Here is a 22,982-nt window from a genome sequence, read left to right on the forward strand (position 1 = left end):
GGGCGCGATCCCCACGCTCGGGCCTGTCCGGGCACCCGCGGATCCGTACGGTGGCGGCCTCAGTCCCGGCGCGCGCGGCCATGCCGTCGCCGCACCAGCCACCACGCACACGCGTAGCCGACCGCGGCCATGCCTGCGGCCGGCGCCCACAGCCAGCCTGAGGTCACCGCACCGATGCAGTCACCCAGTACCGTGCGCCGCTCGTCCTGAGCGGCGCGCGTCAGGGCGTCCGCCGCGGTCGCTACGCCGGAATCTCCCCTGGAGGCGGCCAGTTCGGCGCCGCGCTGCCGGGTTCCATCGCTCTCGAGCGCACCGGCCGCTACCGCCGCGCTGGCGCGGCACGTGCGCCCGGCGTCGGTCGTCGCGGCCAGGACGGCCTGCAGGAGGGGCGCGATGACGAGTGTGGCCGCGAGGGCGGCCACCACCGAGAGAGCCGCGAGCTCGCCCCGGAGCCCCGGTGTGAGGCCCCCGCCTGCAGGCAGGCGGAAGAACGCCGCCAGCACCGCGAGCAGTCCGATCCCGGCCATTGCGCCCAGCCAGTCCCATGCGCCCTCGCCGCTGAAGCTGAGCGCTACGACCGCGGCGAGGGCCGTGCCCAGGAGCGCCGCTCGGTCCACGTCTCGACGGACGTGAGGGAGGTCTGCACCGCCGGCGGTGCCCGAGGTCTGCTTTCGAGCGCTCACCGGACGACGCCACGAGCGGCTTCGGCGAGACGGCGAGAGGCCCGAGGACCGGACCTCGGGCGACTCGCCGTCCGTCCCTCGGTCAGCAGGACGGTGAGCATGGCCCGCACCTCCGTCCACTCGTGGTACGCGCGGTCACGGCTCGCGGGGTCGGCAGCGACCGCGACCAGGTACTCCGCCGGCATCGCGGCGAACCCGTCTACAGGACATCCCAGCGGAGCTGGGCCGGGACGGGAAGCAGATACGCGATCGCTGCCACCGTCGCCGAGCCTCCTGCCGCCAGTCCGTCAGGCCGGGGCGGATTCGCCTGCCACGGACGCTGTCGCCGCGGTCCGCTCCGCGAGGCCGCTACCGGCGGACACCACCGGGCGAGGGCTCGCCGTCGGCGGCGCCCGCCGGTCGGTGACCCGTTGCCGGGAGGGTGGGCCGCGCGTACGGTCCGGAACTCGTCGGGGTCGGCGGGCACGGGATCGCCAGTTCGCGGACGTGCCGGTCGCCGCCGTGGAGCGTCGGTTCCTTCCTCGACGGAGGTACCGGGCATGCAGAGCGCGATGGTCGCACCGGGCCGGGCCGGAGTCGCCGAGGAACGGCGAGGCGTCGGCGGCGCCTCGCCGTGACCGGGCCCGGCTCTGCCGCCGAGCCGGCGGTGGGAGGAGCTCCGCGGGCCCTGGCCTGGCTGCGGCGGCGCGACCCTTCGCTGGCCGCGGTCCGGCGGGCCGGCCGGGTGACCGTGGCCTCCTGCGTCGCGTTCTACGCCTGCCGGTACCTGGTCGACGATCCGACCACCGCCGTCTACGCGTTGTTCGCGGCGGTCGCGCTGGGCGGTATCTCCGAGGTCAGGGGACGGCCGGCCGAGCGGACCCGGGTCTACGCCGGCAGTCTCGTGGTCGGCGGTGTGCTGGTGACGCTCGGCACCCTCCTGGCGGTGAGCACGTGGACGGCGGTCCTCGGCATGCTGGCCGTGGGGTTCCTGGTCGCCTACGCCGGCGTCGGCGGGCCGCGGGTGGCCGGGGTCGTGAACGGGTTGCAGCTGTTCTACGTGCTGCCGTGCTTCCCGCCGTACGCGCCCGACACCCTCGACCAGCGGCTGCTCGGGGTCGGCCTGGGCATCACGCTCCTCGCCGTCGCCGACCGGGTGCTGTGGCCGGCCCCGGCGCCGGCGGACCCGGCCGTCCGCGTGGCCGACGCCGCCGGGCGGGTGGCGGCCTACGCGCGAGTGCTGGGCCGCGAGCTCCGGGACGGCGGCGAGGGGGCATCGGCCGCCGTGCGGGCGGCCTCCGCGGACGCCGCGGCCGGCCTGCGGTTGAGCACGTTGCCGGTCGCCGAGCGGCCGCTCGGGCCCGGCGTCCGCGACCGGTGCCTGGTGCGGGCCGCGGCGGCGATCCGGGTGGTCTCCGGCCGCCTGGACGCGCTCGCCGACGCGTGGCCTCCCTCCGGCGGTCAGCACGCCCACCCGGCGACCGCGCAGCTGGTGGACGCCGTGGGAGGCGCCTTGACCGAGGCACAGGAGGCCCTGCTCGGCACCGGGCTCCCCCCGACGACCGACCGGCTCGAGGCCGCGCTCGCCGCCCACCGCGAGCGGCGCCGGCAGCAGTTGCTGGAGGGCGCCGCCGAGCCACCGGCGCTGCGGGCCGGCGTCAGCGCCGTCGCCGTCGCGGAGGCCGCCCGCAGCCTGGTGCTGACCGTCCGCGGCGCGGTCGGTGCGCCCGCCCCCGATCCGGCGGACGTCCCCGAGGACCTCTGGTTCCTCACCGCCTCCACCGGCCGGCTGTGGTGGCAGCGGCTGTGCACGCACCTGACACCGCGGTCGGTGTACCTGCAGAACGCCGTACGGCTGGCGCTCGGCCTCGCCGTCGCCCGCACCGTCGCCGGGGTCCTCGACCTCGCGCACGGTTTCTGGGTGCTGCTGGCCACGCTGAGCCTCATGCGGACCAGCGCGGTCGCCGATCGCTCGGTGCTCGTCCGGGCCGTCGCCGGCACCGCCGTCGGCGCACTCGTCACCGGGGGAGTGCTCTTCCTCGTCGGGGGGAACACCGTGGTCTATGCCTGGGCGCTGCCGGCGCTGATGGTGGTGGGCCTGGCGGCGGGCCCCCTCTTCGGAGTGGCGGCGGGGCAGGCCGGGTTCACCGTCGTCGTCGCCCTGCTGTTCGCCCAGATCGGCCCGGCGAACTGGCGCCTGGCCGAGGTCCGCTTCGAGGACGTCCTCGTCGGCGGCCTCGTCGGCATCCTGATCGGCGCCGCGGTGTGGCCGCGCGGAGGCCGAGGGGAGTTGGTCCGGGCCGCCGGGGCGAGCCTGCAGGCGGGTGCGGCGGAGGTGGTGGCGGTCGTCGACCAGCTGACCGGGGCGGGGCGGGCGCACCCGACCTCGCTCGGCCGGCTGGCCGCACTGCTCGACCACACCTACGCGCAGTACCGTTCCGAACCGACTCGGCCGGGCCCCCGGGTGGACTGGCTGACCGTGCTCGGTGTGGTCCACCGCATGGACCACTACTCCCGGACCCTGCGGTCTCGCTACCCCACCACCGCGCCGCCGCCCTGGCCGCGGCTGGCCGCGCAGCTGCGCACCGCGGCCGCGGACGTCGCCGCCGGCTACCGCGAGGCCGCGGCCGCCGTCGGGGGCGGCCGGCTGCCCACGGCTCGTCCGGCCGTGCGGGTCGACCCGGTCCCCCGTGACGAGCTCGCCGCAGCCCCGGACGACGCGCTGCGGATGCTCGACACCTGGGGCTGGTTGCTCACGACGGCTGACGACCTGGCCGGCGTCGGCCGGGCCCTCACCCCGCCCCCACCGGCCGAAGTCGAGTCTGGCGCTGGCGGGAACTGCACCGCGACCGGACGCGGTTGACCGACCGGAGCCGGCAGTTCACTGCGGGAGCTCGTCCGCGTTCGTACTCCGACGACAACGCCCCGGATCCCTGACCTACAGGAACACCGGGGCGATCGAGTGTCCGAGGGGCGACACGGTACATACCCACACGCTTCACGCCGTCCGGGTAACCAGCCGGCACGCAGGATGGCTCGGATTCTGTCGGTGCCCCGTGCCATCGTCCTCAGGAAGTGCGAAGAGCTGACGGGGGTAGGCGTTGAACACGGACTGGTCGCCGGATTTGGCGGCATGGACGCCCGAAGATTGGTCGGCGTTCGGCACGAACGTGACCGCCTTCATCGCGGTCGGGGCGGGTCTGGTGGCATGGCGGCAACTGCACGAAGCCCGCAGGCTTCGAGAGGAGCAAGCTCAGCCGTACGTCGTCTGCTACGCCGAGAAACCTCTGGCCACGACCAATCCGTTGACATCGTCATCCGGAACTTTGGCTCGACGGTCGCTCGTGACGTGACGTTGACCGTGGAGCCAACGTTGATGCGGAGCGGCCACGCTGGGCGCGCACCCGAGCCCGTTCACCTACCTGCATTGATCCCCGCGTTGGTGCCCGGGCAGGAATGGCGGACCTGGTGGGACCTCGGTACTGAGCGGGTCGATTTTCCCGACCTGCCTGACCGCCACGAAGTGCTGGTGACCTACAAGGACGGCAAGGGTAAGCCTCTGCCGGCCACGCCGTCAGTGCTTGACTGGCGAGACTTCGCCATACGCGAATGGGTCGTGACAAAGGGAGTACATGAGGTCGCCACCGCGTTGGAGGACATCCGCCGAACGGTGAAGAGCTTCCAGAACAGTGGTCGGGGCGGGATGGCCGTGTTCGTGCGAGCTGGAGATGCCGCCGGTCAGCGGCAGCGGGAGGCGATGGCGGCAGCGAAGGCGCAACACCAAGAGTTGAAGAGGCAGTTGTTGCCTGACCACAAGTCCCGACGAGGCCCCGCTGGCCCATCAGAGGTCGAGCGTGGCCACTCTTGAGCCCGATGGCCTCTCATGAACGTCGCGGGTGACGATGGCTTCTCCGCCGGCGGTCGCCACCATGTCATCCGTTCCTACAGGCCGCTGCGGCTTCGAAGTCAGTGGAGAGCGATGCTTTGATCGTCAAACTCAGCGACAACGCGAAGTCTGCCGCCTAAGGCTTCGACGTAGGACTCGAGTGTTCCCACTTCGGTGTGAGTGAGCGTGCCGTGCTCGATCTTGCTGATCCGCGCTTGGCTAACCTTCATCCGCTTCGCCAGCGTCTGCTGATTGAGCGCCTGCGCCTTGCGGATGTCGGCCAATCGCTGAGCCTGCACCGCATCGGCCAGGGCCCTCGTCGCATGCGTGACGCGCTCCTCGTCCACCAGACCACCGCTGACGGCGTCCGCTCGAACGTTCTTCCAGTTCCTGGCCATGTCAGACCTCCTCTGCTCGGTCGCCGGCCAGCCACTGCTCATAGCGTGCCTCGGCGACCGGGATGTTGGTGCGGTACCAGTCCTTCCAGCGGCCCGACTTGTCACCGGCGACCAGCAGGACTGCCTTCCGCTCGGGGTCGAAGACGAACAAGATCCTCACCTCGCTGCGACCACCCGATCCCGGCCGCAACTCCTTCATGTTGTGCTGCGAGCTGCCCTTGACCCTGTCGACCACCGGCCGCCCGAGCGTTGGCCCCTCCGCTGCGAGCAAGTCGATGGCTGCGGTGACGAGTTCCGCGGTCGTGCCGTCGAGGGCCAGGAACCACTCGCTGACCTCGTCGAGCAGCACTACCTCCCACACCAGGGAAGGATATAACGTCCAAGTTGTATCCCGCGTTCCGCAACACTCCCTCGGGGACCAGTCGATGTACTCGGCGACGGCGATCTCGAGGTCGTCGATGCCCTTCCAGGGCCCGCGGTTGCGGACCAGGATCGTGTTCGCGATGGCGGCGACCAGTCGACGCCTTGTGTCGCCGGGTCAGCGGTCTGGCGGGACGCCCACGGATGGGGCCGGCGACGCAGGCGGCCCAGGATCAGCGTGGCGCTTCAGGCTGACCTTGAAGCTGAATGCCTTGAGCAGGGACGCGCTGATCTCGATGGACTCACACCGCTGCCGTCCGGCTGAGAACAGCACGAGCCCCACGAACACGAGGGCCGCTATGGCGATGATGAGGAGGTACGCCACGGGCACTCCCTGAGCCTGCGTCGCTCCGACGACTACTTGGCGACGTTGGCTCGGATTGACATCACGTTGCCCACTGCAGCGAACAGGGCCTGTATCTGCTCCGGGCTGAGCTTGGTCAACTCCTCGGCGGTCAGCTGGAACGAGAAGTCGAAGGCCAGGATCGGCACCGCACGAGGGGTGGTGTCAGGTAGCGGCGGCTGTCGCCGGGAGTCGGTGTCCCCCGGCGCATCCGACCGGCGGTCATCTGAGCCTCGGCCGTTGCTCGCCTGTTCTCCCAAAGTCGCCTTGTCCTCAGAGTCCTCCATGCGTGGCTCTGCCTCGCCACCGTCCCCGACCAGCACGAGGCGTTCGCCCTCGTCACGAATGAGTCCGACCCACTTGACCCACTCGACCAAGTTCTTTAGCTGACTCTTGTGCTCTGGGGTCGCGCCGGCCTCAAGCATCAGGTTGTGCAGCACGTCCGCCTCTTCAGCGCCACCGAACTGCAACTGGTTCTTGATGGGGGTCCAGAACCACGCCTCCGTCATGGACTCCCTCAAGGCCTGCTTGGCTCGCGGATCGTCCGCATTGAGCGCGGCCCGGCGGCGGTAGTTGAGGAGCGCCTCCGTGGCGGCGTACTCACCGCGCCCCTGCTTGACCAACCACTTGGCGTCAACGAAGAAGGCGTTGCTCAGCGGGAACGAGTGGTGGCTGACGTCCTTGACGGTGGAACTGATCGCGTCGGACGTGACGAAACGACCGTCCGGCGCGCTGCTGTGCTTGGCGAACGCCTCAAGCACACGCACCTGGGCGTCGACCTTCATCCGGTCGCTGGGCAGCGCTCTGCTGGCGCGGCTGCGCTGGTTCCTAGCGCGCCGGATGGATGTTACGGAGGTGGCCGGCGCTTCGATCGCCGCAAGCTGGTCACTCGGCTGGGACAAGACTCCCCCTCGGGGCTGTCGTTCCGCTGCAGGCGAAGTCTGCCTCAGGTCATGCGTCACCTGCAAGGCCAACTCGCAGGCGTGTTGTCTGGACGGTCAAGTCAAGGCGGCTCCGGTGGTGGCGCGAGGCCCAAAGGTGTGGCCTTGGCGAGGCCGGGGCCGCAGGCGTTGCGACCATCCGCCGCTGAACAGGCGAGATGTCAACCACTGACCTGCGGTGCCCGAAAGCTAACCGGATCAGGCAATGCTCTCCGTGACGTCAGCCGCCAGTCGGCGCGGCCGGGGCGGTGGCCAGCCCATCCCCATCGACACATTCATGGATGCGGCGTGGTCAAGGACCAGAGGAAGGGCGAGCAGCTGGTCGGAGGGCGCGACGACGACCGCCCAGTCCGGGGTCCTGGATCTGGACGCCAGGACCGTCGCCGGGCTGCGCGCCTACCGGGCAGTCCGCGAATCGGTCCCGCTGGACCTGGTCCGGGACACCGCCCTGTTGCTCGGCACCCTCGACGGCGGCCACCGTCGAGGGTGCCGAGCGGTTTCCCACCAGTTCGTCGCGCTCGAGCTCCAGGCCCGCACGGCGCGGGGGAGGAGCGGCTGCCGGTGATCCGGCTGCACGGCCTGCGCACATCCACGCCACGCTGCTGCCGGCCGACGGTGTGCCGGTGATGGTCGTCTCCGAGCGCCTGGGGCACGCCAACGCGATGATCACGCTCACCGTGTACCAGCACGTCCACCCGGCATGGGGCGCCAGGTGGCGGACCGCTTCGCCGCGCTGCTCGCCGGCCGGTCCGAGGGGGCGCGAAGTATCAAACGGGTATCACGAGCGCCCAGCAGGCCGTGACATGACGACACCCCGGGGCCCCCGACCTGCAGGAACGGCAGGGCGATCGAGTGTCCGAGGGGGGGACACGCTACATACGCACACGGCTCTGGCGTCTTCACTGACAGCCCTCGTGCCAGAGCTCTTGAAGCTCGCGAGGACGGGCAGCCGATGGTCAGGAGCCGGGAGCCCGCTATCAGTGACTGCCTCTGGTGCGACGCAGGAGGAGATCATCCTGAACTCAGAAGGATTTTGGTCCGGCCCACCGCTGTCCCCGCCTGCTCAGCGCGCGGCCACCCGGAAGACGGGGCAGCCGATCTCCGTGCGCCAGGCACCCGGTTCCGCCGTGTCCCTCGGACCTCCCAGGTAGTGCTCCCGCACGGGCCCGGCAACGGCCAGCGCGTTGGCCACGACCCAGGCACCGAGCTCGCCATAGGTGACTTCGATGTCGTCGTGCGCGCCGACGTGGCTCGTCACGGCCAGCTCGACGGCGGGCAGGGTCACCGGGCGCACCCGGCCGGTGCGCGGGGGATCGGCCGTCGGCCGGTACACGAGCACGTGCCCGCGGCCGGTCTCGAACAGCGCGTTGTCGTACAGCCCTCCCGAGACACCGGTCGGCTCCCTGACCACGGCGTCCAGCTCGGCCATGGCTCCGGCGTGCCAGTCGAGGACGTGGTCGTGCGCCACGTCGTCCTCGACCGCGGCCACCGTGGTGGCGGGCACCGCACGCAGCTCGACGTCGAGCGGGGCCGGCTCCGGCCGCAGCAGCCGGCGCAGCGACGCGACCGCCGCGCGGGTCCGATCGAGCTCGGCCTCCAGCCGCTGCAGATGGTCGGAGACCAGGGCGGCACGGGCGCCCGGGTCTACGGAGCGCAGGATGCGCTGGACGTCGGACAGCGGGACGTCGAGCTCGCGCAGGCGGTGGATGACCTGCGCGGTCGGGATCTGGTCCGCGCTGTAGAACCGGAAGCCGCTCGCGGCGTCCACGGTCGCGGGCTCGAGCAGCCCGGCGTCGTGGTAGCGGCGCAGGGTGCGCACGCTGAGGTGGGTCAGCCGGCAGAACTCACCGATCGCCAGCACGTCCCCACGATGCACCCTCCCCCTAGGGGAGAGTCGACCGCTTGACCCTCTCGCGCGTAGAGCCCGCACCGTGGGGGCATGACTACACCGACCGGCATCCAGCCCGACCCGCTCCCGGTTCAGATCCTCGGTGCCTCGCCGCGCACGAGGCCCGCGACGTCGACGCGGCCCTCTCCGCCTTCACGCCCCCCGCCGTGGTCGTCGACGGCCGTCGGTCGGGTCCGATAGGGCACAACTCGCGGACTTTTAGGCAAACCACCGTCATCATCTGGACGTCTTTGCATGTGCACCCACTATTTGAGGGGTGCGCGCGTACCAGCGGCAAGGGGAGACACCGTCGGCCGTCCGAAAGGAGGGTGCGCATCCGGTCCGAGAGCGGTCCACGTGCTCCGTCAGCGCAGCTCAGCAACTGCTCGATCTTCAGCGTCTCATCGGAAACAACGCCGTGTGCGGTGTTGTACAGCGGTGCGGGCCAGTGGCATGCGACTGCCCGTCCGAGGAGCAAACCGGTGCGGTACCAGTGCAGCGTCAGGTCGCTGTGGCGGGGCAAGGCGGTGAGGAGTGTTGTGAGCAGGAGCACCCCGGCGCCGTGCCTATTCGGTGGCCAACGGCGAACTGGCATCCGTCGATCGGTGATCCGGGGTCCGAGCGGCCTGAGTTCAACCTGCCGACGGAGCCGCTGCTGATTAAGCGAGGATCTGGGTTGTACGACCCGTCGCGGCCAGAGATCGCCCGCTACGACCGGATCATTTCGGGGCCGCCGTTCAACTGCGACAGGCCGAGTGGTTGGCCGATTCACCACAAGGTGCCGCTCATGCTTGGAGGTTGGGGGAACGACGAACAGGCTGCCGGGGAATACGGGCCGTCGGGCGAAGTGATCGTGGCACCGAACCTCGTGGTCATGTCGCCGGATGCTCACGACGCATGGCACCGCCTCCTGAAGGAGCAACCCGAGGTCCACGTAAAGGGGAGGGCCCGACGGGTGCGACACCGGACGGAACCACCTTCTGCGTCCTTGACTTGATGCCCGACCGGTGTGGAGACGATAACCAGGACGACCTAAAGGAGGAACGGCTCGCTCAGGCGGCACTGAATGCTGGCCGACAGCTGTCTGAGTGGTGGCCGCGAAGGAAGGGTGCCTCGGCGGGGGCTCGGACTGGGTCCGTGGCTGCAGGTGGGGAAGCGGCGGCCGCCGCTGGCGCGTCGCGAGTGAGTAGCCTCTTGCGGGTCGCCGGTCGGGTCGCCGCCAAGGCGACCTTAGTTGTCACAATCGCCGACGTAGTCCTCACACTCGCCGGGGCCTTATCCAGGTACACCTACAGATCGATCTACTCCGGTACGCGAGGAGCCAGGCTTGAGCAAACGCTTCAGCAACTTGGACTCCGCATGCAGACACTCGCCGATGAGTGCGGCTACACGCTCAGTCTGCAGGAGGCGTTGTTCCAGGTCGGACAGACGTCGTCTGTCGCTGAGCCGGAGACGCGTGATCTGCGGCAGGAGCTCTTCCAGGCACTTATCACAATTCGCGGCACCATTTACTCTTTAAGCGTGGAGCTGGACCAGTCAGCCCGCGGATTCTCCGCAGTCGCCAAGCGTCTCGACCGCAGCGGGCTGGACAGAGTACAGGTCTCATTGGCGATGGCTGACACGGCGATCACGGCGGGGGACACCTCCACGCTGGCCTTGGACATGCTGGCCATGCAACTGGTGGACGCCGGTGTTTGGTACAGCACTCAGGTGGAGCGGTTGTTCGACGGTTATCAGCAACTCGTTAGCGATGACGCAATGGCTTGGCTGGAGGAGCGTCGCTGACCGGAACGTCCAGCTGAGCGCCTCGCTATTCGTCTACCGCCCGCGCTCAACGGTCGTGGCGCGTCGACTACGCGGCCGCATCCCCGCGGGCAGGTCCACAACAGGTGGATCGACTGGACGGGAAGGCCCCCCAAGTTGTGATCGCAGGCTCCACCGCGACCGTCGCCGCATACCCGACCTACTCGCTCGACGAGATGATTGAAACCGACCCGGGCCCCGCCTACCGGGCCTGGAAACCTTCGTCCAGTGCCATCAGACCCCGACTCGGCGCGAGACGCCTCGACCGGACCCCGGTCCGCGACGTCAGGACCCGAACCACCAACTCGCCGCCACCCGTGCTGCAGGCAGGGGCAAGGACGCGTCTCGACGGAGATCCGCAAGCCGAAGTGGGGGAGTGGGTCCGGCCCGTCGAAGCAACGCCTCGACGCCTACCGCGCCGAGTGGATCCAAGGGCAGCGGCTCAGCCCGGCCACGCTGGCGTCATACCGGAAGAACATCCGGCTGCACGTCGATCCGTACCTCCGTGCGCAGCCGGTCGCGCGGCTCACCGGCCCGGCGGTGGACGCCTGGATGCGCAAGCTGGAGGCCTCCGGCCGAGCTGACGGTCAAGGTGGCCTCTCGGCCCGCACCGTGCGGTATGTCTACACCATCCTGCGGTCGGCGCTGGGCGATGCGGTCGAGCAGGGACGGCTCGCCGTCAACCCGACCGACCGGTCGACCCCACCCAGCCCGTCCGAGGCGCCCTCCGGAGATCCAGGCGTGGACCGCGGCCGAGCTCGGCCGGTTCCTCGGCTGGGCCGACGCCGAGGACCGTGACCTCGCCATGGGCTGGCGGCTGCTCGCGGCCACCAGGATGCGCCGCGGCGAGGCGCTGGCCCTGCGCTGGCGCGCCGTCGACCTGGACGCCGCCCGACTTGCCGTCCGCCGCAGCGTCGGCGTGGTGAAGACAAGGGCGCCGGCGAGCAGCTGATCGAGGGCCCGACCAAGACGGGCCGGTCCCGGGTCGTGGACCTGGACTGGGGCACGGTGGCCGCACTCCGTGCCTACCGGGCAGCTCGTGGACTGCTGGCACTCGACCTCGTGCGGGACTCGGCGCTGGCGCTGGTGCTCAGCAACTTCGACGGCACCCACCGGCACCCCGAACGGTTCTCCCGCCGCTTCTCCGGCCAGCTCGTCCAGGCGCGCAAGGCGTTGAGGGAGGAGTGCCTGCCGGCGATCCGGCTGCACGACCTCCACCACACCCCCGCCACCCTGCTGCTCGCCGACGGCGTGCCGGTCGAGGTCGTCTCGGAGCGCCTCGGTCACGCCAACGCCGCGATCACGCTCACCGTCTACCAGCACGTGCACCCCGGCACGGGCCGCGAGGCGGCGGACCGTTTCGTGGCGCTGCTCGAGCGCTGATCCGGCGAGCGAAGTATGACGAGGGCCTCTGAGGCCTCCACAGAGAAACACCCCGGGCTCCTAACCTGCAGGAACACCGGGTGAGGCTGTGTCCGAGGGGGGACTTGAACCCCCACGCCCTATACGGGCACTAGCACCTCAAGCTAGCGCGTCTGCCATTCCGCCACCCGGACAGGTGAGCCGCCCTCGCGGGCGACCGGAGTCAGCATAACCGAGGCTCGACAGAGGTCGGCACACCCCCGGTGGCACGATCACCAGCATGTCGGACCCCACCGCCGCCCCCCTCGCGCGAGCCCAGGCCGAGGTCGCCGAACTGCTGTCCGAGCTCATCCGCATCGACACGACCAACACCGGCGACACCGCCACCGGCAAGGGCGAGCGGAGGGCGGCCGAGTGGGTCGCCGGCAAGCTCGACGAGGTCGGCATCGGCAGCGTCATCCACGAGTCGGAGCCCGGCCGCGCCAGCCTGGTGGCCCGCATCCCGGGGGAGGACCGGGAGCGGCCCGCGCTGCTCGTCCACGGCCACCTCGACGTCGTCCCCGCCGACCCCGCCGAGTGGAGCGTGCACCCGTTCTCCGGCGAGCAGCGCGACGGCTACGTCTGGGGCCGCGGTGCGGTCGACATGAAGGACATGGACGCGATGGTCCTGGCGCTGGTCCGGGACTGGGCGCGCACCGGCACGAAGCCCCCGCGGGACGTCGTGCTGGCCTACGTCGCCGACGAGGAGGCCGGCGGCCGGCTGGGCGCCCGGTTCCTGGTCGAGGAGCACCCCGACCTGTTCGAGGGCTGCACCGAGGCGATCAGCGAGGTCGGCGGGTTCAGCATCACCGTCCGGGACGACCTGCGCCTCTACCTCGTGCAGACCGCGGAGAAGGGCCTGGCCTGGATGCGCCTGACCGCCGGCGGCCGGCCCGGCCACGGCTCGTTCGTCCACGACGACAACGCCGTCACCCGCCTCTGCGCGGCCGTCGCGCGGCTCGGCGCGCACCGCTTCCCGACCGTGCTCACCCCGCCGATGCGCCAGTTCCTCGCCGCCGTCGAGGACGCCTACGGCATCGAGATCGACCCCGACGAGCCCGAGCAGGCCCTCGCCCGCCTGGGCAGCATCAGCCGGATGATCGGCGCGGCCCTGCGCAACACGGTCAACCCGACGATGGTCGACGCCGGTTACAAGGCCAACGTCATCCCCGGCACCGCCGGCGCCACCGTGGACGGTCGCTTCCTCTACGGGCAGGAGGAGGAGTTCGAGCGCCAGCTCGCCGCCCTGATCGGCGAGGGCGTCATCCAGCGCGACTGGATCGTCCACGACCAGGCCGTCGAGACGACGTTCGACGGCCCGCTGGTCGATCAGATGGTCGCCGCGCTCAAGGCGGAGGACGACGGCGCGCGGCCGGTGCCGTTCACGATGAGTGGCGGCACCGACGCCAAGAGCTTCGAGCGCCTCGGCATGCGCTGCTTCGGCTTCTCCCCGCTGCGGCTGCCCCCGGACCTGGACTTCGCCTCGCTGTTCCACGGCATCGACGAGCGGGTGCCGGCCGAGTCGCTGCGCTTCGGCATCCGCGTGCTCGACCGGTTCCTCCGCGCCGCCTGAGCGCCGTCCCCCGCGGAGGTCGCCCGGCTCGCCCGGCCGGCGCCGCGACGATCATGGCGCCGGGGTGGCGACACCCCGGGAGACGACGGCGTGTCGCCACCCGGGCTCCATGATCGCGGCGGGAGGGCGGCGCGGGTGGGGAGGCGGGAGGACGTCCTCCGCGCCGCGTGGTGGGATGCGGACGTGACCGACACCACTCCCGGCCCCGGTTCCGTCGCGCTGATCACCGGAGGCACCGGCGGCTTCGGCCGCGCCCTCGCCGGCCGGCTGCGCGAGCGGAGCGTCACCGTCGTCCTCACCGACCTCGACAGCGAGCGGGCGCGCGCCGCGGCCACCGACCTGGACTGCGCGTTCGTGCCGCTCGACGTCACCGACCGCGCGGCCAACCGCGCCGTCGTCCAGCAGGTCGAGGCCGAGCACGGCCGGCTGGACGCGGTGTTCCTCAACGCCGGCATCGCCGGGTTCGACTCCGACCGGCTGCTCGACGTCGACGGCTTCCTGCGCGTGGTGGACGTCGACCTGTTCGGCGTCGTCTACGGCGCCGAGGCCGCGATCCCGGCGCTGCAGCGGGCCGGCGGCGGCGCGATCGTGGTCACCGCCTCGCTGGCCGGGCTCTCCCCGATGGCCACCGACCCCGGCTACAGCGTCGCCAAGGGCGGGGCGGTCGCCTTCGTCCGGTCCATGGCCCCGCGCCTGGCCGCGCACGGGATCCGGATCAGCGCGATCTGCCCGGGGTTCGCCGACACCGCGATCATCGACCCGATCCGCGAGGAGTTCGAGCGGGCCGGCTTCCCGGTGCTCTCCGCCGGCGAGGTCGCCGACGCGATGCTCGCCGCCTGGGCTTCGGGCGAGCCGGGCGCGGCCTACGTCGTCCAGCCGGGTGTCGGCGCCGTGCCGTACGCGTTCAAGGGCGTGCCCAGCGCGAAGACCGCGACCGGCGAGACCGCCGTCGTCCCGGAGGCGCTGCGGCCGCCGTCCATGCGCTGAACGGGGATGGTCCTCGCCGGGCGGGAGCGCCAGACTGCGGCATGGTCGAGTACCGGAGTCACCACCGGACCCGCATGGGCGGCCGCGACCCGGCCGAGGGACACCGCACGGCGACGCCCCTGGAGCTGCTGTTCGACCTGACGTTCGTCATCGCCTTCGGCGCGGCCGGGAACGAGCTGGCGCACCTGCTCGCCGAGGGGCACGTCGGCGCCGGCCTGCTCGGTTTCTCCTTCGCCACCTTCGGCATCGCCTGGGCGTGGATCAACTTCTCCTGGTTCGCCTCGGCCTACGACACCGACGACTGGGTCTTCCGCCTGGCGACGATGGTCCAGATGGTGGGTGTGCTCGTCTTCGCCCTGGGCCTCCCGGCCATGTTCGACTCCCTCGTCGAGGGCGACACCGTCAACAACGCGGTGATGGTGGCGGGCTACGTCGTCATGCGCGCGGCGCTGGTCTTCCAGTGGCTGCGGGCCGCCCGCCAGGACCCGCCCCGGCGCGCCGCCTGCCTCGAGTACGTCAAGACGCTGCTCGTCGCCCAGGCCGGGTGGGTGGCGCTGCTCATCGCGCAGACCTCCGTGCCGGTCACCTTCGCCTGGATCGCCGTCCTGCTGCTGGTGGAGACCGCCGGGCCGGTGCTCGCCGAGCGGCGCAAGGGGGGCACGCCGTGGCACCCGCACCACATCGCCGAGCGCTACGGGCTGCTGGTGATCATCGCGCTGGGGGAGGGGCTGCTGGGCACGGCCGTCGCCATCACCGCGGTGATCGGTCCGGCGGGGCCGGGCTGGTCGGTCGACGTCGTCGTCCTGGGTGTCGCCGGCACGGCGCTGACGTTCGGGATGTGGTGGATCTACTTCGTCCTGCCGAGCGGGCCGATCCTGGCGCGGCACCCCGAACGGGGGTTCGGCTGGGGGTACGGGCACATCGTGCTGTTCGGCGCGCTGGTGGCCGTGGGCGCCGGGCTGCACGCCGGTGCCTACCTGCTCGAGCACCACAGCGTCCTGTCGACCGCCGGGACCGTGCTCACGGTCGCCGTCCCCGTCGCCGTCTACATCGCGTCCATCTACGCCCTGCAGTACCAGCTCGGCCGCGTCTTCGACCCGTTCCACCTCCTCCTGCTGGTCGGGACCGCGGTGCCGGTCGCCGCCTCCATCGGCATGGCAGCGGCCGGCGTGCCGATGGTGTGGTGCCTGGCCGTGCTCGCGCTGGCGCCGTGGGTGACCGTGGTGGGCTACGAGACCGTCGGCTACCGCCACGGGGAGCGCGTGTTCGCCCGGCTGTGACCGGCGTCCGGCGCCGTCGGTGGACCCGAGCCGGCCGGCGGTGTGGATCAGGGCCGGCAGGCGGTGTGGATCAGAGCCGGCAGGCGAAGAGGAAGGCCGGCGGCACGTTCCAGGGGGAGATCCGCCGGCGCACCGACGGGAAGCGGCGGCGCAGCTCGCCGAGCATGAGCGGCGAGTACTGGATGACCAGCACCGTGCCGCCCGTGGCGAGCACGGCCGGCAGCAGGTCCAGCACCCGCGTCCGCAGCGGCAGCGCCATCGACGTGTAGGGCAGCGCCGAGACGACGACGTCGGCCCGCTTGCCGCCGAGGTGGACGTCGACCTCCTCGGCCGAGCCGCACACGACCTGCAGCCGCGGGTCGTCGAAGCGCTCCTCGAGCAGCCGGGCGAGGTCCGGGTCGATCTCGAACGAGAGCAGCCGGGCGTCCGGTCCGAGCCGGGCCAGGATCTCCCCGGTCTGGACGCCGGTACCGGCCCCCAGCTCGACCACCACGTCGGCGGCGGGGACGTCGGCGAGGTCGAGCATGTCCCGCACGGCGGCCCGCGACGTCGGCAGGACGGCGCCCACCTGCCGCGGGTGGGCCAGGAAGGCCCGCAGGAACCGCAGCCGGTCGGTGAGGTGCTCGATCATCTGTCCTCCCGGGGGCGGGCCCGGGGGAGCGGGCCGCGTCGTGGGCACCCTGTCACGCCCCGCGGCGCCCGGCACGCCGAAGGGGTCGAGTCCGGTGACCGCGGTCCCGGCCGGTCTGGCAAGGTGCCGGTGTGCGCGCATGGCAGGTCCACGAACTCGGCGACCCCTCCGAGGTCATGAGCCTCGACGAGGTCGACCGCCCCACCCCCGGCGAGGGGCAGCTGCTGGTGCGGGTGCGCGCCGCGGCGCTGAACTTCCCCGACGTCCTGATGGCACAGGGCGGCTACCAGGAGCGCCCCCCGCTGCCCTACACGCCCGGCATCGAGCTGTGCGGCGAGGTCGTGGAGACCGGTCAGCGGGTGCTCGGCGGGCCCTCCGGCGGGCCGGGCGCGTTCGCCGAGTACGCGCTGATGGACGCCGACAGCGCCTGGCCGGTGCCCGACGGGATGCCCGACGAGAAGGCCGCCGCGCTCTACCTGACCTACCAGACCGGGCACGTCGGCCTGCACCGCCGCGCGCACCTGCAGCCGGGGGAGTGGCTGCTCGTGCACGCCGGCGCGGGCGGGGTCGGGTCGGCCGCCATCCAGCTGGGCAAGGCCGCCGGCGCCCGGGTCATCGCCACGGCCGGCGGCGCGCGCAAGGTGGAGGTCTGCCGCGAGCTCGGCGCCGACCACGTCGTCGACTACACGGCCGAGGACTTCGTCCCGGTGGTCAAGGAGGTCACCGGCGGGCACGGCGCCGACGTGGTCTACGACCCGGTCGGCGGGGACGTGTTCGACCGCTCCCGCAGGTGCATCGCCTTCGAGGGCCGGCTGGTCGTGGTCGGCTTCACCAGCGGGCGCATCCCCGAGGCGCCGGCCAACCACGCGCTGGTCAAGAACTACAGCGTCGTCGGCCTGCACTGGGGCCTGTACCGGACCAAGGACCCCGCGGTGATCGCCCGCACCCACGAGGCGCTCACCGAGCTGGTGCGGACGGGGCAGGTCGACCCGCTGGTCAGCGAGGTGCTGCCGCTCGACCAGGCCCCCCGGGCGCTGGCCAAGCTGGCCGACCGCAGCACCGTCGGCAAGGTCGTGCTCGTCCCCTGAGCGAGGTCGTGCCCGCCCCTGAGCCGGGACGGCGGCGCGAGGGGGGTGGGATGGCCGCCGTCCCGGGCTCAGTGCGCCTGCGGCCGGCCGAGGCGGGCCGTCGTGGCCTCGACGTCGAGGCCGTGCAGGCGCAGCAGGTTCTCGCCGAGGATCTTGCGCTTGGCGACGTCGGTCAGCTGCGGGTAGCCGTAGCCGTCGCAGAGGTCCTGCGGGATGGAGAAGTCCATGAACGCGCGCAGCGCCCACTGCGGGTGGAAGATCGGCGCCTCCGAGCCGTAGACGATCTTGTCCTCGCCGCACCAGAACAGCAGCTTGCCGAGGATCTCGGCGAACATCCGCGGCGCCCGCACCACGAAGTTGATCGTCGCGGCCAGCGACGCGTAGAGGTTGGGCCAGCGGATCAGCTGCCAGCACGTCTCGTCGATGAACGGCAGCCCGACGTGGAAGATCACGAAGTCGATGTCGGGGAACGCCGCCGCGGCGCCGTCCATGTCCCAGGTCTGCGTCGCCTCGACCGGCTGCGGCCCCAGCGGCACGCCCTTGTGCACCCCGATGAGGCGGACGCCGAGCTCCTGGGCCTTCTCGAAGACGGGGAAGGCCACCTGCGGGTCGTCCATCCGCCACGGGAACGGCGAGCCGTAGTCGTAGCGGACGTTGTAGAACTTGAACGCCTTCGCCCCGAACTCGCCGACCTGGCGCTCCATCAGGTCCAGCGCCCGCCGGCCCTCCAGCGGGTTGACCGATCCCCAGAACACCGTCCGGTCGGGGTCGCGCTGCGCCAGCTCGGCGCACTCCTCCCAGGGGGAGAGCCCGTCGCGGAACATGTCGGTCAGCGGCAGCGGCATCGCCACGAGCATGTCGGTGTCGGACTCGTCGTAGACCATCTGCCGGATGTCGGTCGACGTCCAGTCCTTGAGGAACTCGTCGGCCGACAGCTTCGGCTCGCTGTCCGGGGTGAGCGTCGCGTGGAAGGCGTAGAGGTGGTTGGCGAACATCTGCCCGGGTGCGCCGTAGGCGTTCTTCGCGGTGAAGTTGAACGGGTGCGCCACCCCGTCGAAGACGAACGCGTCGCCGATCACGGTCGGACCTCCTCAGCACGCTGGGACGAGACGTAGGCGTCGCGGTCTCCGACGGCGACGGGGTCGGGCAGGAAGCGCAGCTTCGCCCGGGCGGACGCCGAGAGCCGGTCGGTCGTCCACGCCTCGTCCCAGACGACCTCGACCTCGCAGGTGCCGACCCCCGGCTGCCGACGGACGGCCTCCTCGACGTCGGTGAGCACGCGCACCGCGAAGGGGCACCAGCCGGAGGTGAGCAGCAGCTCGACGCGCACGTGGTCGCCGTCCCGGGTGACCGAGCGCAGCAGCCCCATGTCGACCACCGAGATGCCCTTCTCGCGGCAGCACGGGTCGTAGACGTCCGACAGCGCGGCGACCGCCCACGCGGGCACCGGGAGAGGCGTCATGCCGGTCATCGTGGGACCGGCCGCGCCCGGCGGGCAGGGCCGGGATTTCAGATGGCGACTCGCGGCCCGCCGGGCTCCGGGACGGCGACTCGGACGGCGATCCGCGCCTCAGCCGGCGGCGCGGCCGAGGGTGAACGCGCGGGACACCCGGCGGGCGCCGCCGAGCAGCGTCCGGTCCACCGCGGGCCGGCCCAGGGCCGAGGGCCGGACCACCACGCCGACGGCGCCGATCCCGTCGGCGTCCACGGCGGCGGCCACGCAGCTGACGCCCACGGCGTACTCGCCGTCGTCGCGCGCGATCCCGCCCGGCGGAGGGAGCCGCAGCCGCCGGCGGTCGACCACGGTGCGCGGGGTCAGGTCGTGGAGGGGGTGCCGGGCCAGGTAGTCCTCGCGGTCCGCGGCGGTCAGCTGGCCCAATACGCACTTGCCGATCGCGGTGGCGTGCCCCGCGTCGTGGATCCCGACCCACAGGTCGATCCGCGGTGCGCGGGGGCTGTCGACGATGTCGGAGACCACGATCTCGCCATCCGCCCAGCGGGCCAGGTAGACCGCGCCGGCCAGCTCGTCGCGCAGCCACTCCAGAGCCGGCCGGGCGTGGGCCAGGCACCGGGCCGCCGTCCCGTGCTGGCGGACCAGGTCGATGCGGTGCCCGAGCACGTAGCTGCCGTCGTCCAGCCGCTGGAGCCAGCCCTCGTGGGTGCAGGTGCGCAGCAGGTGGTAGGTGGTGGCGAGGGGGAGCCCGGCCGCGCGGGCGATCTCCTTGGCCCGGGCGTGCCCGTTCCGCTCGGCCACCACCTCCAGCAGCCGCAGCGCCCGCTGCACCGACCGGATGAGCGTCGGTTCTCCGCTCATGGCCCGCCCCCTCGCGGTGAGGGCAACACGATGGCGCGCGGGCGCGCCGGCGTCTAGATGTGCGGTTTCGGCAGGTAGGACAGCCGCGCTCGTCGGCGCAGGATGGCCTTCCGCGTTCCGTCGGCGTGCAGTTGGAGCCGGGCGAGTTCCCAGCCCCCCGTGTCCGCCTGCAGGCTCAGCATGGTCGCCGCTGCGGATCGGGACGTGCCCGGTGGGATCCGCAGCGGCGCGAACTCGTACTCCCCGGCGACCGCCTCCACCTGGCCGATTGTGCCCCGCCCGACGCCTCCCGGTCACGTGGTCGTCATCTCCCCGCCGCCCGGCGCGTACCCGGGACTGCCGGGATCGGCACCGGACGGCAGGATGGGCAGCGGCCGCAGGCTGCCCATGACAGGGAGGAGTCGCCGTGACGGAACCCGGCACCGACGTGCCCGACGCCGACCGCGCGGAGCAGGAGGCGCTGCTGGACCCGCCCGCCGTGTCGCTCGCCGGGGACGCGACACCTCCCGGTGCGGACGTCCCCGAGGCCGATGCCCTCGAGCAGCAGCTCGCCGCCCGGCCCGGCGAGTCGGGCAGCCCGCTGCGGGCGGTCGGGGACCGGGAGGCCGACGACGCCGACGTGCTCGAGCAGGAGGCCGACGTCCCGGTCGACGACGACGAGGGCCCGCTCTGACCTGATCTCACCCCGCCGCGGCGAGCGGCGGCGGCAGCGGCTCGGGCGGGGGCACCGGCTCCGGCGGCGGCACCGGCGTCGGCCCGGGCTCCGGCACGGGGAGCGGGGACGGCTCGGGCGCCGGCGGGGGCGGCCCCGGCAGGGGCGGCGGGATCGGCGCGGGGCCGGGCACGGGCGGGGTGGTGAGGCTCCCGGTCCGTCCGGGGGCCGGCAGGGCGGGCGCGGACACGGTCCTCATCGCACCGGAGGGCGGGCCGCCGCGCACAGGGCCGAAAGGTCGCAGCACCCGCCTCAGCGGCCGCCGGCCGGGACCGCCGCGGCCGCCGCTGCGGCCGGCACCGGCGCCGGCGCGGTGAACGGCACCTCCTGCACGCACACGGTGCCCACGGCGGGCCGGGTGCGCGTCGGCGTCGACGTCCAGCGGGGTGGGGACGGGGACGGAGTAGATGCCCTGCACCTCCTGGTCCGCCCGGCAGTCGATGGCCGGGGTGCTCTGCCCGACCCCGCGCGGGTCGAAGCCGACGACGTCGAAGCGCGTCGAGGGCGGGGAACAGCCCGGCGCCGCGGGCCTGCAGGACGTCGACCGTCGTCCCGCCCGGCCCGCCGAAGTCGAGGAACAGCGAGCCGATGCGGTTCGCCGGGTCGGTGGCCGGCACCCGGGCCACGGCGATCTGCACCCGCTCGCCGTCGGGCTCGTCGACGTCCATGGGCAGGTCGGCGGTCGCGCACTGCACGCCGGTCGCGGTGTCCTCGGGCGTGGTCCCGCAGTCGGTCCAGGCCAGGGTCGGCACCGGTGCCGCGGCCGGTGCCGCGCCGGCGACGGCCGGGCCCGAGGCGGAGACGAGGACGACGAGCGCGCCCAGGACGGCGCCGCGGCGGCACGAGGTGGTGTCCACGGGCCCCCAGGGACGCCGTCGGGGCGCCGTCGGAGGAGCGCCCGGGCGACGGGCGCCATGCAACTCCGCCGCCGCGGACCCGGCAGACCGAGAACGGCACCGCGCCGTTCCGGTCAGCCGCCGTCCAACCCCGGCAGGTCGACGCCCGGGGCCTCGCAGGGTGCGCACAGCGCGGTCACCGTCGCCCAGCCCTGCCGCAGCAGCGCGACGTCGCTGTCGGGCGCCGGGTCCTCCTCGACCTCGCTGAAGGTCAGCGTCACGAAGCCCTCGCCGACCTCGCCGACGTCGGCCTGGACGGCGCCGAAGTGCGCCAGCCGCGCCGCACGCAGGCCGCGCAGCTCCTCCGGCGGGACGTCGGGCACGTTGACGTTCACCACCGCCGTCCCGACCGGGTGCGCCAGCAGCCAGGCCAGGGCGCGGCGGGCGGCCTCCTCGGCGGTGTCCCACGCCTGCGGGTCGGGGCCGGCCAGCGAGACGGCCAGGCCGGGCACGCCCTGTGCCACCCCGGTGAGCGTCGCCCCCACCGTTCCGGAGTGCAGCACGGCGGTGCCGGTGTTGGGCCCGCGGTTGATGCCGGACAGGACCAGGTCGGGGCGGGGGCCGAAGGCGTCGCGGACCCCGGCGAAGACGATGAACCCGGGGGAGGCCTCCACGGCCAGCACCCGCTCGGCCGCCACCCCGGGGAGCGCGCGGTCGTGCACGACCAGCCGGCCGCCCTCGGCCAGCGCGCTCAGCGAGGCGCTGCTGCCGCTGAACTCCTCGTGCGGCGCGGCGACCACCACGTCGAGGCCCGCTTCGACCGCCACCCGCGCCAGCCGGTGCAGGCCCGGGCTGTCGATCCCGTCGTCGTTGGTGACCAGCACGCGCACGGCTTCCCCTCCTCGACGCGGGTCCCCGCGCGGTCTGCCCCGGGCGCGCGGGCGGCACACCTCGCCCTTCCCCCGCCCGGCCGAGGTTGGTTAGGCTTCCCTTACTTTCGTGTCGCAGATCGCAGAGGGAGCACCCCATGACGCCGACTCCCGGCCGGAGCCCCGCCCCGCCCACCGCGCTGGCCGACGCGGCCGAGCGGGCCCGCACGGTCGCCTGCGGCGCCGCCGCCGCCCTCTGCGTGCGCGGGCTGCCGCCCAGCCGCCCGCTGGCGCACACCACCACGGCGGCCGGCCGGGTGCTCGTGCTCGTGCCGGCGGACGGCGAGGTGGCGCTCGCCCTCGCGGGGGAGTCCGACCGCTCGACGGTGCTGATGGTCAGTGACCGCGCGCCGGTGCCCCTGCGCGACCCGCTGCGGGCCCAGCTGTGGCTCTCGGGCTGGCTGACGCCGATCCGCCCGGCCGACCAGCGGGCCGCGGCGGTCGAGTTCGCCGAGGTCCGCCCCGCCGAGCACCTGCTCGACGTCGGCAGCGGGGCGCTGCTGCTGCGCCTGGACCTCGCCGAGGTGGTGGTGCGCGAGGGGGAGCACTGCGCCGAGGCGAGGCCGCCGGAGTACGCCGCCGCCCGGCCCGACCCGCTGGTCGGCGTCGAGGCCGCGATGCTGCGGCACCTCGACCGCGACCACCCCGAGGCCCTGGCGCTGCTGCGCAGCCGCATCCCGGCCGGGGAGCTCGGCCTGCGCGACGTCGTCCGGCCGCTGGGCATCGACCGCTTCGGCTACCGGCTGCGGATCGAGCGCCCGACCAGCACCCGGGACGTGCGCATCCCCTTCCCGCGGCCGCTGACCTGCCCCGGGCAGCTGCAAGCGGCCACCCGCCAGCTGCTCTGCGCCGCCCGATCCGCCTTCGCGCCCCGGGACTGAGGTCGCCGG

23 protein-coding genes and 1 tRNA gene are annotated in these 22,982 nt (G+C 72.8%); 11 read left to right on the forward strand and 13 right to left on the reverse strand.

All coding sequences use genetic code 11. The features are described 5' to 3' along the window. Positions 1-59: 59 nt before the first annotated feature. Complete coding sequence (locus tag ACI782_RS05945) at positions 60-617, reverse strand: hypothetical protein (protein ID WP_456907079.1); 558 nt, start codon at positions 615-617, stop codon at positions 60-62. Between the two features lie 712 nt (positions 618-1,329). Here ACI782_RS05945 and ACI782_RS05950 point away from each other — a divergent pair. Both ACI782_RS05950 and ACI782_RS05955 read left to right on the forward strand, forming a co-directional pair. Then, on the forward strand, positions 1,330-3,525 hold the full coding sequence (locus tag ACI782_RS05950) for an FUSC family protein (RefSeq protein WP_456907081.1): 2,196 nt from the start codon (positions 1,330-1,332) through the stop codon (positions 3,523-3,525). 486 nt (positions 3,526-4,011) lie between these two features. Further along, positions 4,012-4,530, forward strand: a complete 519-nt coding sequence (locus ACI782_RS05955; RefSeq protein WP_456907083.1) for a hypothetical protein — start codon at positions 4,012-4,014, stop codon at positions 4,528-4,530. 98 nt (positions 4,531-4,628) lie between these two features. On the opposite strand, the gene ACI782_RS05960 is transcribed toward ACI782_RS05955, so the two are convergent. From ACI782_RS05960 to ACI782_RS05980, 5 genes are all read right to left on the reverse strand, one after another. Then, a complete protein-coding gene (locus ACI782_RS05960; RefSeq protein ID WP_456907085.1) occupies positions 4,629-4,946 on the reverse strand; it encodes a helix-turn-helix domain-containing protein in 318 nt (105 codons plus the stop codon). Position 4,947: 1 nt separating this feature from the next. Continuing rightward, entirely contained in the window at positions 4,948-5,307 is a 360-nt protein-coding gene (locus ACI782_RS05965; RefSeq protein WP_456907087.1) for a type II toxin-antitoxin system RelE/ParE family toxin, read from the reverse strand. A 177-nt stretch (positions 5,308-5,484) separates the two neighbouring features. Further along, entirely contained in the window at positions 5,485-5,691 is a 207-nt protein-coding gene (locus ACI782_RS05970) for a hypothetical protein (RefSeq protein ID WP_456907089.1), read from the reverse strand. A gap of 32 nt (positions 5,692-5,723) precedes the next feature. Beyond that, on the reverse strand, positions 5,724-6,494 hold the full coding sequence (locus ACI782_RS05975; RefSeq protein WP_456907091.1) for a hypothetical protein: 771 nt from the start codon (positions 6,492-6,494) through the stop codon (positions 5,724-5,726). A 1,219-nt stretch (positions 6,495-7,713) separates the two neighbouring features. After that, complete coding sequence (locus ACI782_RS05980; protein ID WP_456907093.1) at positions 7,714-8,511, reverse strand: MerR family transcriptional regulator; 798 nt, start codon at positions 8,509-8,511, stop codon at positions 7,714-7,716. A gap of 1,386 nt (positions 8,512-9,897) precedes the next feature. On the opposite strand from ACI782_RS05980, the gene ACI782_RS05985 reads away from it, so the two are divergent. The 3 genes from ACI782_RS05985 (at position 9,898) to ACI782_RS05995 (ending at position 11,724) form a co-directional block, all read left to right on the forward strand. Next, a complete protein-coding gene (locus tag ACI782_RS05985; RefSeq protein ID WP_456907095.1) occupies positions 9,898-10,323 on the forward strand; it encodes a hypothetical protein in 426 nt (141 codons plus the stop codon). A gap of 823 nt (positions 10,324-11,146) precedes the next feature. Then, a complete protein-coding gene (locus ACI782_RS05990; protein WP_456907097.1) occupies positions 11,147-11,293 on the forward strand; it encodes a hypothetical protein in 147 nt (48 codons plus the stop codon). Further along, positions 11,293-11,724, forward strand: a complete 432-nt coding sequence (locus ACI782_RS05995) for a tyrosine-type recombinase/integrase (protein ID WP_456907344.1) — start codon at positions 11,293-11,295, stop codon at positions 11,722-11,724. Before ACI782_RS05990 ends, ACI782_RS05995 begins: the two co-directional genes overlap by 1 nt. A gap of 89 nt (positions 11,725-11,813) precedes the next feature. Here ACI782_RS05995 and ACI782_RS06000 read toward each other — a convergent pair. After that, positions 11,814-11,897 (reverse strand) — tRNA-Leu (locus ACI782_RS06000). An 86-nt stretch (positions 11,898-11,983) separates the two neighbouring features. On the opposite strand from ACI782_RS06000, the gene ACI782_RS06005 reads away from it, so the two are divergent. The 3 genes from ACI782_RS06005 (at position 11,984) to ACI782_RS06015 (ending at position 15,582) form a co-directional block, all read left to right on the forward strand. Beyond that, positions 11,984-13,315, forward strand: coding sequence for a M20/M25/M40 family metallo-hydrolase (locus tag ACI782_RS06005; protein ID WP_456907099.1), 1,332 nt, complete (start codon positions 11,984-11,986; stop codon positions 13,313-13,315). A 183-nt stretch (positions 13,316-13,498) separates the two neighbouring features. Further along, positions 13,499-14,302: an SDR family oxidoreductase gene (locus ACI782_RS06010; protein ID WP_456907101.1), complete on the forward strand. Its 804-nt coding sequence runs from the start codon at positions 13,499-13,501 to the stop codon at positions 14,300-14,302. Between the two features lie 41 nt (positions 14,303-14,343). After that, positions 14,344-15,582 carry a low temperature requirement protein A gene (locus tag ACI782_RS06015; RefSeq protein WP_456907103.1) on the forward strand — a complete coding sequence of 413 codons (1,239 nt, stop codon included), beginning with the start codon at positions 14,344-14,346 and terminating at the stop codon, positions 15,580-15,582. A 70-nt stretch (positions 15,583-15,652) separates the two neighbouring features. Here the strand turns inward: ACI782_RS06015 and ACI782_RS06020 are convergent, their stop codons facing one another. Next, positions 15,653-16,213 (reverse strand): class I SAM-dependent methyltransferase, encoded by a 561-nt coding sequence (locus tag ACI782_RS06020; RefSeq protein ID WP_456907105.1) that lies wholly within the window; start codon positions 16,211-16,213, stop codon positions 15,653-15,655. Positions 16,214-16,344: 131 nt separating this feature from the next. Here ACI782_RS06020 and ACI782_RS06025 point away from each other — a divergent pair, with 131 nt between their 5' ends. Then, positions 16,345-17,301, forward strand: coding sequence for an NADPH:quinone oxidoreductase family protein (locus tag ACI782_RS06025; protein WP_456907107.1), 957 nt, complete (start codon positions 16,345-16,347; stop codon positions 17,299-17,301). A 68-nt stretch (positions 17,302-17,369) separates the two neighbouring features. Here ACI782_RS06025 and ACI782_RS06030 read toward each other — a convergent pair whose 3' ends face one another. The 4 genes from ACI782_RS06030 to ACI782_RS06045 all read right to left on the reverse strand — a co-directional run bounded on the left by ACI782_RS06030 (position 17,370) and on the right by ACI782_RS06045 (position 19,875). After that, positions 17,370-18,380, reverse strand: coding sequence for an amidohydrolase family protein (locus ACI782_RS06030; RefSeq protein ID WP_456907109.1), 1,011 nt, complete (start codon positions 18,378-18,380; stop codon positions 17,370-17,372). Further along, entirely contained in the window at positions 18,377-18,763 is a 387-nt protein-coding gene (locus ACI782_RS06035) for a metal-sulfur cluster assembly factor (protein ID WP_456907111.1), read from the reverse strand. The genes ACI782_RS06030 and ACI782_RS06035 overlap by 4 nt, the downstream gene beginning before the upstream one ends. A gap of 108 nt (positions 18,764-18,871) precedes the next feature. Beyond that, a complete protein-coding gene (locus ACI782_RS06040) occupies positions 18,872-19,615 on the reverse strand; it encodes an IclR family transcriptional regulator (protein WP_456907113.1) in 744 nt (247 codons plus the stop codon). A gap of 53 nt (positions 19,616-19,668) precedes the next feature. Then, on the reverse strand, positions 19,669-19,875 hold the full coding sequence (locus ACI782_RS06045; protein WP_135140221.1) for a DUF5703 family protein: 207 nt from the start codon (positions 19,873-19,875) through the stop codon (positions 19,669-19,671). A gap of 146 nt (positions 19,876-20,021) precedes the next feature. Between ACI782_RS06045 and ACI782_RS06050 the strand changes: the two genes are divergently transcribed. Next, positions 20,022-20,288 (forward strand): hypothetical protein, encoded by a 267-nt coding sequence (locus ACI782_RS06050; RefSeq protein WP_456907116.1) that lies wholly within the window; start codon positions 20,022-20,024, stop codon positions 20,286-20,288. A 1,009-nt stretch (positions 20,289-21,297) separates the two neighbouring features. On the opposite strand, the gene surE is transcribed toward ACI782_RS06050, so the two are convergent. Continuing rightward, entirely contained in the window at positions 21,298-22,053 is a 756-nt protein-coding gene (gene surE, locus ACI782_RS06055; protein WP_456907118.1) for a 5'/3'-nucleotidase SurE, read from the reverse strand. Between the two features lie 137 nt (positions 22,054-22,190). Between surE and ACI782_RS06060 the strand changes: the two genes are divergently transcribed. After that, a complete protein-coding gene (locus ACI782_RS06060; protein WP_456907119.1) occupies positions 22,191-22,973 on the forward strand; it encodes a DUF2470 domain-containing protein in 783 nt (260 codons plus the stop codon). Positions 22,974-22,982 lie beyond the last annotated feature (9 nt).

The organism is Geodermatophilus sp. SYSU D00703 (assembly GCF_054050155.1).

What these genes read in the sequence shown, in the direction of transcription:
- ACI782_RS05990 (WP_456907097.1), top strand. Translation starts at nt 11,147, where the DNA reads ATGGGCTGGCGGCTGCTCGCGGCCACCAGGATGCGCCGCGGCGAGGCG.
- ACI782_RS06035 (WP_456907111.1), bottom strand. Translation starts at nt 18,763, where the DNA reads ATGACGCCTCTCCCGGTGCCCGCGTGGGCGGTCGCCGCGCTGTCGGAC.
- ACI782_RS05985 (WP_456907095.1), top strand. Translation starts at nt 9,898, where the DNA reads ATGCAGACACTCGCCGATGAGTGCGGCTACACGCTCAGTCTGCAGGAG.
- ACI782_RS06015 (WP_456907103.1), top strand. Translation starts at nt 14,344, where the DNA reads ATGGTCGAGTACCGGAGTCACCACCGGACCCGCATGGGCGGCCGCGAC.
- ACI782_RS06040 (WP_456907113.1), bottom strand. Translation starts at nt 19,615, where the DNA reads ATGAGCGGAGAACCGACGCTCATCCGGTCGGTGCAGCGGGCGCTGCGG.
- ACI782_RS06020 (WP_456907105.1), bottom strand. Translation starts at nt 16,213, where the DNA reads ATGATCGAGCACCTCACCGACCGGCTGCGGTTCCTGCGGGCCTTCCTG.
- ACI782_RS06005 (WP_456907099.1), top strand. Translation starts at nt 11,984, where the DNA reads ATGTCGGACCCCACCGCCGCCCCCCTCGCGCGAGCCCAGGCCGAGGTC.
- ACI782_RS05960 (WP_456907085.1), bottom strand. Translation starts at nt 4,946, where the DNA reads ATGGCCAGGAACTGGAAGAACGTTCGAGCGGACGCCGTCAGCGGTGGT.
- ACI782_RS06060 (WP_456907119.1), top strand. Translation starts at nt 22,191, where the DNA reads ATGACGCCGACTCCCGGCCGGAGCCCCGCCCCGCCCACCGCGCTGGCC.
- ACI782_RS05975 (WP_456907091.1), bottom strand. Translation starts at nt 6,494, where the DNA reads ATGAAGGTCGACGCCCAGGTGCGTGTGCTTGAGGCGTTCGCCAAGCAC.